9 protein-coding genes are annotated in these 12327 nt (G+C 49.2%); 4 read left to right on the top strand and 5 right to left on the bottom strand.

Translation table 11 applies throughout. From position 1 onward, the window contains the following. The first annotated feature begins 120 nt into the window (after nt 1-120). The 3 genes from dxs to LPB400_RS10395 are packed head-to-tail and all read left to right on the top strand — an operon-like array spanning nt 121 to nt 4494. On the top strand, nt 121-2010 hold the full coding sequence (dxs, locus tag LPB400_RS10405) for a 1-deoxy-D-xylulose-5-phosphate synthase (RefSeq protein WP_107792203.1): 1890 nt from the start codon (nt 121-123) through the stop codon (nt 2008-2010). 35 nt (nt 2011-2045) lie between these two features. Next, nucleotides 2046-3056 carry a glycosyltransferase family 2 protein gene (locus LPB400_RS10400; protein WP_107792202.1) on the top strand — a complete coding sequence of 337 codons (1011 nt, stop codon included), beginning with the start codon at nt 2046-2048 and terminating at the stop codon, nt 3054-3056. 37 nt (nt 3057-3093) lie between these two features. Further along, nucleotides 3094-4494, top strand: a complete 1401-nt coding sequence (locus LPB400_RS10395; RefSeq protein ID WP_219088935.1) for an L-serine ammonia-lyase — start codon at nt 3094-3096, stop codon at nt 4492-4494. Between the two features lie 79 nt (nt 4495-4573). On the opposite strand, the gene LPB400_RS10390 is transcribed toward LPB400_RS10395, so the two are convergent. Both LPB400_RS10390 and LPB400_RS10385 read right to left on the bottom strand, forming a co-directional pair. Further along, nucleotides 4574-4795: a hypothetical protein gene (locus tag LPB400_RS10390; protein ID WP_004519529.1), complete on the bottom strand. Its 222-nt coding sequence runs from the start codon at nt 4793-4795 to the stop codon at nt 4574-4576. Between the two features lie 8 nt (nt 4796-4803). Next, entirely contained in the window at nt 4804-5433 is a 630-nt protein-coding gene (locus LPB400_RS10385; protein ID WP_219088933.1) for a C40 family peptidase, read from the bottom strand. Between the two features lie 260 nt (nt 5434-5693). Between LPB400_RS10385 and hslO the strand changes: the two genes are divergently transcribed. Further along, complete coding sequence (gene hslO / locus LPB400_RS10380) at nt 5694-6590, top strand: Hsp33 family molecular chaperone HslO (RefSeq protein ID WP_219088931.1); 897 nt, start codon at nt 5694-5696, stop codon at nt 6588-6590. Nucleotides 6591-6760: 170 nt separating this feature from the next. Here the strand turns inward: hslO and tyrS are convergent, their stop codons facing one another. From tyrS to ychF, 3 genes are all read right to left on the bottom strand, one after another. Beyond that, entirely contained in the window at nt 6761-8056 is a 1296-nt protein-coding gene (gene tyrS / locus LPB400_RS10375; RefSeq protein ID WP_219088929.1) for a tyrosine--tRNA ligase, read from the bottom strand. A 75-nt stretch (nt 8057-8131) separates the two neighbouring features. Beyond that, a complete protein-coding gene (locus LPB400_RS10370) occupies nt 8132-9991 on the bottom strand; it encodes an acyltransferase family protein (RefSeq protein WP_219088926.1) in 1860 nt (619 codons plus the stop codon). A 484-nt stretch (nt 9992-10475) separates the two neighbouring features. Further along, entirely contained in the window at nt 10476-11567 is a 1092-nt protein-coding gene (ychF, locus tag LPB400_RS10365) for a redox-regulated ATPase YchF (protein ID WP_003748877.1), read from the bottom strand. Nucleotides 11568-12327 lie beyond the last annotated feature (760 nt).

The raw sequence follows: 12327 nt of genomic DNA, 5'->3' as shown, positions 1-12327 counted from the left end.
GTGTTTTCAGTTGGCAGTATTATAAAGGATAAAGGTTCGGGCCGTCTGAAAGCATTTGTAACAAGTTGTGCAATCTCTTGATATAATCGTCCGTTACACAAAAAATCACCGCCAAAAATCATGAACCCAAGCCCTTTGCTCGATATTATCGATACGCCTCAGGATTTGCGCCGTCTGGAGAAAAAACAGCTGCCGCAAGTCGCCGCCGAATTGCGCGAATTTCTGTTGGATTCCGTCGGTAAGACGGGTGGCCATTTCGCCAGTAACTTGGGCGCGGTCGAGCTGACGGTGGCACTGCATTATGTGTACGACACGCCCGAAGACCATTTGGTCTGGGATGTCGGCCATCAAAGCTATCCGCACAAAATCCTGACCGGCCGCAAAAATCAAATGCACACCATGCGCCAATACGGCGGTTTGGCCGGTTTCCCAAAACGCAGCGAGTCGGAATACGACGCGTTCGGCGTAGGCCATTCTTCCACATCCATCGGTGCGGCCTTGGGCATGGCTGTTGCGGACAAACAGTTGGGCAACAACCGCCGCAGCGTTGCCATCATCGGCGACGGAGCCATGACGGCAGGTCAGGCGTTTGAAGCCCTGAATTGCGCAGGCGATATGGATGTCGATTTGCTGGTCATCCTCAACGACAACGAAATGTCGATTTCCCCCAATGTCGGCGCGCTGCCGAAATATCTCGCCAGTAACGTCGTGCGCGATATGCACGGCCTATTGAGCACCATCAAAGCCCAATCGAGCAAAGTATTGGATAAATTGCCCGGTGCGATGGAGCTTGCCCAAAAAGTTGAAAATAAAATCAAAACCTTGGCAGGCGAAGCGGAACACGCAAAACAGTCGCTGTCTTTGTTTGAAAACTTCGGTTTCCGTTATACAGGCCCGGTGGACGGACACAACGTTGAAAATCTGGTGGATGTATTAAAAGACTTGCGCGGCCGCAAAGGCCCTCAGTTGCTGCACGTCATCACCAAAAAAGGCAACGGCTACAAATTCGCCGAAAACGATCCTGTCAAATACCACGCTGTCGCCAAGCTGCCGAGCGAAGTGCCTGCGCCGGAAGTCAAACCTGCCGCGGCCAAACCGACTTATACGCAAGTATTCGGCCAATGGCTGTGCGACCAAGCGGCGGCGGACGAGCGTCTGGTTGCCATCACGCCTGCCATGCGCGAGGGCAGCGGCTTGGTTGAGTTTGAACAGCAATTCCCCGACCGCTATTTCGACGTCGGAATCGCTGAGCAACACGCCGTTACCTTTGCGGGCGGTTTGGCATGTGAAGGCATCAAGCCCGTCGTGGCGATTTACTCCACTTTCCTGCAACGCGCTTACGACCAGTTGGTACACGACGTTGCCTTGCAAAACCTGCCTGTTTTGTTCGCTATCGACCGTGCAGGTATTGTCGGTGCAGACGGCCCGACCCATGCCGGTTTGTACGACTTGAGCTTTTTGCGTTGCGTGCCGAACATGATTATTGCCGCACCAAGCGATGAAAACGAATGCCGCCTGCTGCTCTCAACCTGCTATCAGGCAAATTCGCCGTCCGCCGTCCGTTATCCGCGCGGTACAGGTACGGGTGCAACCGTTTCAGACGGCCTGGAAACCGTTGAAATCGGCAAAGGCATCATCCGTCGCGAAGGCGAGAAAATTGCCGTTATCGCCTTTGGCAGCATGGTTACCCCATCATTGGCCGCTGCCGACAAGCTGAACGCGACCGTTGCCGATATGCGCTTTGTCAAACCGATAGACGAAGAACTGATCGTCCGTCTCGCCAGAAGCCACGATTACGTCGTTACCGCCGAAGAAAACGCCGAACAAGGCGGCGCAGGCAGCGCGGTGTTGGAAGTGTTGGGGAAACACGGCATCTGCAAACCGGTATTGCTGCTGGGTGTAGAAGACAAAGTTACCGAACACGGCGATCCGAAAAAACTCTTAGCCGATTTGGGGCTGAATGCCGAAGCCGTTGAAAAACGCATTGCCGGTTGGATAGAGGCCGTCTGAAAAATATTAAAACATCTCAATACATTGCGTAATTTATGGGAAAAAAATTAATCAGCATCAGTATGGTGCGCAACGAAAACGACGTTATCGAATCGTTTGTCCGTCATAATCTCGAGCTGATGGATGAAATGCACATCATCGATCATGGCAGCAGCGATGGCACAAGGGAAATCTTGATTCAATTGAAAGAAGAAGGTTTACCGGTATTTATCTATCAATATCAAGCGCTCAAGTACAATCAAGAGCAATTGGTAAACCTGCTTATGAAGCAGCTTGTAGCAAAAGATGAAGCGATAGATTTCGTTTTTCCGCTGGATGCGGACGAATTTATTTCATGTCCTAGCCGTATCATGCTGGAACAACTTTTGGATGTCATCGGCGAAAACAGGATCGGCATGTACCTTTGGCGCGGCTATTTACCGACATCGTTGCAATACAACCCCGATTTCACCACACAATTTACCGAGCAACGCCTCGAAACGCTCTTTACCCCCAAAGTCATTATTCCCAGATGGGCTGCCGAATCTTGCAGCGTGATTATCGGCTGCCATTACATGTTGGATAAAGATGGCAACAAGGTTAAATCAACCCTGTTTCATTCGCCGAATTATCGAGGTTTACATTCCTGGTTTATCGAGCAGTTTTCCGCACAATTTGCAGAGACCAATTTGTTGTGGCTGGGGCATTTCCCAATCCGCTCCTTGAACCAGCACATCAAAAAAATCCTCGAAAAGTCCATCTTGATTGCCATTAAAGACGGAAGTACCGATATTGCCTGGGAAAACCAGTTGCGCGAATTGTTGGATAACGGCATGAAGATGGACTTGAACGATTTACGGCTGTTGGCATACAGATACCGCGCCGGTTCTACAAGTTTGGAAGACCCGCATTGTAAAGTCAGCCATTACGAACCCTTGCGTAAAAAACCGCTGACGCTGAAATACACCTCGCCGGAAGCAGGCGATCCTTTGATGACTGTCGGACATTTGGTACTTGCATTGGCAAGCGGTGCAAAAGATTCCTCTTTAGGCCTTAAGGCCGTCTGAAAAACAGCCCGCCCGCACACACAATGATAGGAAAATTATGATCAGCATCTTTGATATTTTCAAAATCGGCATCGGCCCGTCCAGCTCGCACACCGTCGGCCCGATGAAGGCCGCGGCCGCTTTTGCCGATTTGCTGCATGCCGAAAACTTAGATACACAAGTGGCACGTATTGTCAGTGAAGTGTACGGCTCGCTTGCTTTGACCGGTATCGGACACGGTACATTCGATGCATTATTGCTTGGTTTGGAAGGCAGCCTGCCGCACGATATTCCGCTTGCAGACATCCCCCAACGCTTGGAACGCATCCGCACGCAGCACGTTTTAAAATTCAACGGCCGTGAAATGACCTTCAATCCCGAAAAAGATTTGGATATCCGCGGCGACAAAGTGTTGCCCAAACATCCGAACGGTTTGAACTTTATCGCCTATAATTCAGACGGCCTGAAGCTGAAAGAACAGATCTATTATTCGGTTGGCGGCGGTTTTATCGTAACAGACGAAGGGTTTGCACAAGAAGCGCAGGAAAATTCAGACGTGCCATACCCTTACGAAAACTGCGACGAGTTGTTGGCACAATGCCGTCTGAACCAGTTGAATATTTCCGAAGTCGTGTTGGCTAATGAAGCGGCGTTGGCAGGTTGCGATGAGGAGGAAGTCCGCCGTCGTGTGGCCGCTGTGGCCGATGTGATGGAAAACTGCATCAAGCGCGGCTTGGGTGCGGAAGGGCAATTGCCGGGCGGCTTGAACGTCCGCCGCCGCGCGCCGCAGTTGGCGGCCAAACTCAAAGTCCTGCGCGAGAGCGAAATCGTCAATACCCAACTTTGGCCGATGGTGTACGCCATGGCGGTCAATGAAGAAAATGCCGCCGGCGGCCGCGTTGTCACCGCACCGACCAACGGCGCAGCAGGCATTATTCCTGCCGTCTTACACTATTTCCGCAAATTTAATCCGCACGCTAACCAATCTCGTGTTGAGGATTTCCTGCTGACTGCCGGTGCCATCGGTATTTTGTATAAAACCAATGCGTCAATTTCCGGCGCGGATGTCGGCTGCCAAGGCGAAGTTGGCGTAGCATGTTCCATGGCGGCGGGCGCATACGCCGAAGTCATCGGCGGTACACCGAAACAAGTGGAAAACGCCGCCGAAATGGCCATGGAACACCACTTGGGTCTGACCTGCGACCCTGTCGGCGGCTTGGTGCAAATCCCCTGTATCGAGCGCAACGGCATCGCCGCCGAAAAAGCCCTCAAGCTCGCCACCCTCGCGCTTTTGGAAGACGGCACAGATAAAAAAGTCTCACTTGATGAAGTGATTCAAACCATGTTGCAAACCGGCCGCGATATGAAGGCAACCTACAAAGAAACCTCACTCGCAGGCCTAGCCATTACCTTGCAGAAAAAAGCCATACCGGTATCCGTGCGCGTGGTGGAATGTTAGCAATAGGGTAGGGGATCTGCACGATAAAAAAGGCCGTCTGAAAAACTTTCAGACGGCCTTTTTTGTATGGATCGAATAACTAACCGTTTTTTTGATAAGGGTTTTCCAGTCCGGCCATTAAGTCGCGGAAGTATTCGCGCAACTGTTTTTCGGAGCAACCCATCAGCAGCGCATCTTCAAATGCGTCCTGCGCTATTTGGTACAGTTCGTTCAAGTTTTCGGTCATGACTTTAACTTTTTCGGTGCAGGAAACAATCTGACCGTCGTCGTCATACCATTTGGGCATTTGCGGCATCGCCATTATGCACCTCAATTCAAGAAGCGGGATGGATCGTTTTTCTTCACGCGGCGGCCGAAGGCGTATTTCGCGTTCCAATATTTGTGGCTGAGGCTGGTAATTTCGATACGTTTGCCCGTTCTCGGCGCATGAATGAAATTGTTGTTGCCAATGTAAAGGCCGACGTGGGAAATGCGGCCGCGCCCCATGGTGCGGAAAAAGACCATGTCGCCCGGCTGTAATTCCGAACGGCTCACGGCAACGCCCATTTGCGCCTGTTCGGCAGATGTGCGCGGCAGGTTTACGCCCATGGCGCGTTTAAAGATGTGTTGCATGAAGCCGCTGCAGTCAAAGCCGGTAGAAGCCGATGTGCCGCCGTAGCGGTAGGCTACGCCGAGCAAGCCCATGGCGCTGCCGATCAATTCGTCTGCATTGCCTGAGGATGCGCGCGTATTGTTGCTTGAAGCGGGGTGTGTATTGACGGGGTGGACAGGGGTTGCCTGACGCGTATTGCCGTAAACGTTGGCGTTGTCGTTGAATTGGTTTAAAACATGCTGACGGGTGGTAATCAGGTTTTCCAAATCATCGGCGTAAGAAAAATTGACGCTCGCGAGCATGGCGACCGAAGTCCAAACTGCTGCGAGCCGGAGTAAAAAATTCATTATAAAAACTTCCGTTTCAGAAGGCATTCCCTGCCGATTGCAGGCACATTGCCGGTTTCTGAGATGTTATCCCGTATCATTCTCTTGTTATCTGCTTGATTGTATTCAAAAACCGTCTTTTTGGCAAAAAAACTGCTGTTATTTTGCGTTAAACCCTTGTTTCCAAACAAACTAGAAAAACATTAAATGCGGTTTCGCTTGATTTATCCGATGCTGCAACCATATAAGCGGCATTCATTGATTTATTTTCAGAGACTGACATGACACAAAATCACAGCGATATCCGTACACGCTTTATCTTCGACGATATGCCTATCCGCGGCATGCACATCCGCCTCGAAAAGGTTTGGCACCACATCGTCAACCAAAAACATTATCCTGTCGCCATCCGTCGCGCATTGGGCGAATTGTTGGCTGCTGGTTCTTTATTGTCTGCCAACCTTAAAAATGAAGGCGCGCTGATTGTTCAGGTTCAAGGTCAGGGCCGTCTGAAAATGTTGGTGGTGGAAGCGACTTCTGAAAATACTGTCCGTGCTACCGCGCGTTGGGACGAAACTGCTGAAATCCGTGATGATGAAAGCCTGACTGAGCTGTTGGGCGAAAACAGCGTGTTCGTTTTGACCCATCAGCCTAAAGATGCCGACCCATGGCAAGGTGTTGTACCGCTGGAAGGCGACAGCATTGCGCAAATGTTGGTCAACTATATGAAACGTTCCGAGCAGCTCGATACCTATATTACGCTTGCCGCCGACGACCAAGCCGCAGGTGCATTATTGCTGCAACGTCTGCCGGAGGAAGAATTGGATGATGCTGCATGGGAGCATGTGACTACGCTTGCGCAAACGCTTACTCCGCAAGAATTGACCGGTTTGGACGCGCATCACGCCCTTTACCGCCTTTACCATGAAACCCCGCCCCGCGTTTTTGAACCAGAGACCATTGAATTTGCCTGCACCTGCTCACGCGGCAAAGTCAGTGATATGCTGTTGATGCTTGGCGGTCAGGAAGTCGGCGGCGTGGTGGCAGAACAAGGCAGCATTCAAATCGATTGTGATTTCTGCCATACTAAGTATGTGTTTGATGAAACCGATGTCAACGCTTTGTTTGGCGCGGATGTGGTGAATGCCGTACGTCAAGAAAATGAGCGTTTGCAGTAAGTGTGGGATAAAAGTTTCTTAAGGAAATTGGCTTAATAGAAGGGCAGGTGTAAAACCTGTCCTTTCTTTTTGGAAAATTGGATATTATCAATAGAAAATGCCGTCTGAAAAAAGCGTGGCTGATTTCAGACGGCATGATTATTTTAAACGGTGCGTTTAATGTTTAACGATTATTTCCAAACCAACAAAGCGTGGTTGCGTTTGCCGCGACGGACGATGGTGTATTTGCCGAAACGTTTGTGTTCGTCGGTCAGCATGTAGGCATCGTCAGGTTTTTCAGCGGCATGGTTCGGATTATTGGCTTCAGCAGGTTTGCCATTGAGCAAAACCGCTTTGCTGTTTACAAAACCGCGCGCTTCTTTGTTGGAAGACGCCAAACCGGTTTTCACCAAAGTTTCAACCACGTTGATGCTCTCGGAAACTACAAAAGTCGGCAGTCCGTCGAGTGCCAGCTGCTCGAAGTCGCTTTCGGTGAGATGGCTTTGGTCTTCGGCAAACAGGCTTTCAGAAATGCGTTGTGCAGCGGCAAGGGCCTCTTCGCCGTGAATCAGACGGGTCATTTCCTCGGCGAGAATGCGTTGCGCTTCTGGCTTGGTGTCGCTGGCTTTGTCTTTGGCTTCGATGGCGTCGATTTCTTCGATGGACAGGAAGGTAAAGTATTTCAGGAATTTATACACATCGGCATCGGCTACTTTCAGCCAGAATTGGTAGAACTGATACGGAGAAGTTTTCTTCGCGTTCAACCATACCGCGCCACCTTCGGTTTTACCGAATTTAGTGCCGTCTGATTTGGTTACCAAAGGCAGGGTCAGGCCGAATACTTGTTTTTGGTGCAGGCGGCGAGTCAAATCGATACCGGCAGTGATGTTGCCCCATTGGTCGGAGCCACCGATTTCCAAAACCGCGCCATGGCGTTTGTTCAATTCGGCAAAGTCGTAGCCTTGCAGCAGGGAGTAGGCGAATTCGGTGAAGGAAATGCCCACATCGTCGCGCTCGATACGCTGTTTGACGGATTCCTTGTTCAGCATGGCGTTGACAGAGAAATGCTTGCCGATGTCGCGCAGGAAGTCGAGGCAGTTCATGCTGCCGAACCAGTCGGCGTTGTTGGCCATAATGGCCGCATTGTCGCCGTCAAAGCTTAAGAAAGGGGTCAGTTGGTTGCGGATGCTTTCTACCCAACCGGCAACGGTTTCGGCAGAATTCAAGCTGCGTTCGGCTGCTTTAAAGCTTGGGTCGCCAATCATGCCGGTCGCACCGCCCACCAAAGCAATCGGCGTATGGCCGGCTTGTTGGAAACGGCGCAATGCCAATACAGGCAGCAAGTGGCCGATGTGCAGGCTGTCGGCTGTCGGGTCAAAACCGCAATAGAGGGAAATTTTTTGTTCGTTTAGCAAAGCGTCTAAGGCTTCGATGTCGGTAGTTTGCGCGATTAAGCCACGCGATTGTAGGTCTTTGATGACGCTCATTGATATCTTCCAAAAAAATTAGCAGTTTTACAAACTGCTAATTGTAACAAATTTCATCGGATGAATGGCTATGGCTTATTGAAGAAGCGTGTGTTTTTCAGAAAAACGCTTGGCCAGTTCTCTGCCGCCGTAAGGGTTGATGTGGTCTCTATCGGAATAAACCGGAAATCCGTTGATTTTGAAGTTCTCCGGAATATAGGCGGTAGCATCGATAATATGCACGTTGGCATATTTTTCTGCCAATTCTTTGATGCGTTCATTTCCTTTTGAAGTGACTGTTTCATCAATGGCAAGATTTTGACTAAATCCCGGTATGCGGTAAGACAGAATATAGGCGCGCAAGCCGTTGTATGACAGATTAGGGTTGTCTATCATCAGGTAAACCGCTTGTTTTTCCGAAGAAAGTTTTTGCAACATGAGGTCGAATTTTTTGAAAAAATCGGGATCGTAAGCAAGGGAGTTGCTGTTTTCAGGCATTTGGTTGCCCCAGCGCATGGCCAAAAGCACTTTTGAGTATTGGGGCAGATGCTCTTTGGCATACTGATAAACGGCACGGCAGGAGGCGTTTTGCTTGAATACGGGGGCGGCATAACCCTCTACATAGGCGCAACTGTCCGCGGAAACCATCGCTGCCGACCATTTTTCTTTTTTGCCGACGGTATCAAAAAACGTTTTATATTGGTCGGCATGCGAATCGCCTAGAATCAGTAATTCCGGCTGTTTGTCTGTATCGCCCCAAATACACTGTTTGTCGGTATTGTTGTGACAAGAAGTGTAGGAACGTGCCAATCCCATACGGTCGTATTGCTGCATAAACGGGAGCTTCATGGCAAGAAAAGGCATAATGGCCAAAACAAGCATGGGGACGGCATAAACCCATGTCACAGATTGGGCAAAAGAGCCTTTCCAGTTTTTAAACGGCTTCTCGACAAAATAATAAGAAAGCAGGGAGAGTGCAAACATTAAGACAATCGCGGCTGCAGTCGAATAAGAAGGCAGATTGTTTGAACCGATGTATCTCATAAAAGCCAATACAGGCCAATGCCACAGATACAGTGAATAGGAAATCAAGCCTATACCGACAGTAATCTTCCATTGGAAAAATTTTTTCAGCCGGTGTTCAAATTGATTGAAATAAATGAATGCGGCGGCGGCCAAACAAGGAATCATGGCGGCAGGCCCCGGGAAATAGGCAGTTTTTTCCGTATAGGTAAACAGGCAGGCAAACAGTACGCATACGGAAAGTAATGCGCCTGCCGCTGCATATTGTTTGCCGGTATCCAGCCCTTGTTGTTGCCGATATTGCATCCACACTGCCGTCAACGAGCCGATCAGCATTTCGCAGGCGCGCAGATGGGGAAGGTAATATTTATCCAGCGCAGTCGGTATAAAAGAAGCCAAAATACTGAATACGCATAGCGTGATGAGGAAGGCAAACTGGGTGCGCCAGCTTTTGCGGACAACCAGCAACAGCAATATCGGGAAGACGAAATAATATTGTTCTTCGACCGATAAAGACCAAATGTGAAGCAAAGGTTTTTCTTCTTGTATGGGATCGAAATAGCCCTGACCCTTTGCAAAAAAGATATTGGAGATGAACCCCAAGGTGGACAGAGCTGTCCTCCATAAAAGGAAGAAATCATCTTTGGTGAATAAAAGAAAGCCGCATATCAGCGTTACCGTCAATACGGTAAAAAATGCGGGCAGTATCCGCTTGATACGGCGGATGTAAAATTTTTTGAACGAGAAAATCCCGCTGCTCATTTCACGATGGATAATCATCGTGATCAGAAAGCCGGAAATGACAAAAAAGATATCGACACCAAGAAAGCCGCCAGGCAGCCAGTTTTTTTCAATATGGAAAACGACAACGGATAGAACAGCAACGGCACGCAATGTATCAATATCTGGGCGGTAAGATAAAACTTTGCTCATAATATTTTGATTTTAATTAGTTTATTTTAATGGCGCCGTCTGAAAAGTGATTCCTGCCGAGAGTGGGGGCATTTCGGAGGTCGGCCATTGTTTGTCAGTACTGGGCAGTTTGTTTGCCTTCTTAGAATGATTGCTGATGATATGCGTTTGAATAGTAATAGATTAGAGTAGGAATACGGTTGATAGTTTCAACATAATGTTTAATATGTTGTTTTTATAATGAATCAATACGATGTGGTATTGTTTAATTATTTATTGTCATATCAGTGGTATTGTTATTGATGATGTAATCTTGCGCTATTTTTAGTTAAGGCGTCGGCAAGAAATGAGAGATTTTAAGAAAGAAAAATTACGGGCTATGCCCGCATTCATTATAGAGATAATGTCTTGTTTTGTTGATATTTCAATACATGAGGCCGTCTGAAAATAAATTCAGACGGCCTTAATCTTAGAAAAGGCCGTCTGAAAAAGCGTTATGCTGATTTTATACGTTAAACAGGAAGTGCATCACATCGCCGTCTTGTACGACGTATTCTTTGCCTTCCACACGCATTTTGCCTGCTTCTTTGGCTTTGGCTTCGCCGCCTAAAGCGATGAAGTCTTCGTAGGAGATAACTTGGGCACGGATGAAGCCGCGTTCAAAGTCGGTGTGAATCACGCCGGCGGCTTGTGGCGCGGTGTCGCCTTTGTGGATGGTCCAAGCGCGGACTTCTTTGACGCCGGCAGTGAAGTAGGTTTGCAGGCCCAAGAGGTCGTAGCCGGCACGAATCAGGCGGTTCAGGCCCGGTTCTTCCAAGCCCATTTCGGCGAGGAATTCGGCTTTTTCGTCGTCTTCCAATTCGGCGATTTCGCTTTCCATCGCGGCGCATACGGCCACAACCGGCGCGTTTTCTTTTTCAGCCAATTCTTTCAGGCGGTCGAGGTGCGGGTTATTTTCAAAACCGTCTTCGGAAACGTTGCCGACATACATGGCGGGTTTGGCGGTCAGCAGGAACAGTGGCTTGAGCATGGCGAGTTCTTCCGCGTCCAAACCGAAGGAGCGGACGGGTTTGCCTTCGTCCAGATGCGGCAGCAGTTTTTTGCACAGTTCGACCAGTTTTTGCGCATCTTTGTCGCCTGAGCGGGCGCGTTTTTCTTCGCGGACGATGGCTTTTTCGACGCTGGCGAGGTCGGCAAGCGCTAGTTCGGTGCCGATGGTTTCGATGTCGGCAATCGGATCGACTTTGCCTGCGACGTGGACGATGTTGTCGTCGTCAAAGCAGCGCACGACGTTAACAATCGCGTCAGTCTCGCGGATGTTGGCGAGGAACTGGTTGCCCAAGCCTTCGCCTTTGCTCGCGCCTGCAACCAAACCGGCAATGTCGACGAACTCGACGATGGCGGGCTGCATTTTTTGCGGATTGACGATTTTCGCGAGCTCCGCCATGCGCGGGTCGGGGACTTCAACGATGCCGACGTTGGGTTCGATGGTACAGAAAGGATAGTTTGCCGCTTCGATACCCGATTGGGTCAGCGCGTTAAAGAGGGTGGATTTGCCGACGTTGGGCAAACCGACGATGCCGCATTTCAAGCTCATGGTTTTTCCTGAAAAGATAAAAGTTTAACGGCGGATTATAGCATATTGTGGAGGTACTCAAAACAGCCGCAATGCTGGTGTGTTCTTATGATAAAAGGCCGTCTGAAAAAAGAGGGGCAGGCATTCAGCTTATTGTGCTTCCGAAGAATGAGAAAATGAATAAAGCCATTAAATAAAACAAATTTCCGGATAGGAGGCTTAAGATCAAACCCAAAAGAATGCCCAGTACCCAATAAATCATCTGACGGTATTTCGGGTTGGATGCGGTACGTAACATTTTGAAATACAAAACCAGACAGCCGAACATGCAGATTGTTTGAAACAGAATGAGGGGGAGGCTGTCAATGGCTCCGGAAATCGAATCATGAAGGATGATTATCCCTATGCGTATGCATAAATAAATTAAAGCCGAGCCTGCTGCCGAATGCCCAAAAGGGACGGGCGTGTCGGATGAATCGGGTGTTTTGTGTGGCTGAAGCCTGCCGAATAACAAGATAAATACAATGTCAAACATAATGATAGTTGCCTTGGCGTAAGATGTTTTCGTTTTTCAGACGGCCTTAGGATTGTCTGAAAGCTTATTGTGCGGCGATATGTGGCAGTGCCGCGGTAAGGTATGTCAGTAGGTCGACCATCCATCATGCTGAAGCGGTTGCCATACTTAAGTGAACACTTTGATTTAGCAGTGGATTATCTGCTGTTGCCCACAATGGTTTGAAATACAGGGTAAGTTAAATGAATAGGGTAAGAGTGGCAAGCA

Origin of the sequence: Neisseria perflava (genome assembly GCF_019334725.1) — a bacterium.
Classification (GTDB): Bacteria; Pseudomonadota; Gammaproteobacteria; order Burkholderiales; family Neisseriaceae; genus Neisseria; species Neisseria subflava_A.
The sequence above is the reverse complement of the archived record's forward strand: the minus strand, read 5'-3'. Positions and strand labels throughout refer to the sequence as shown.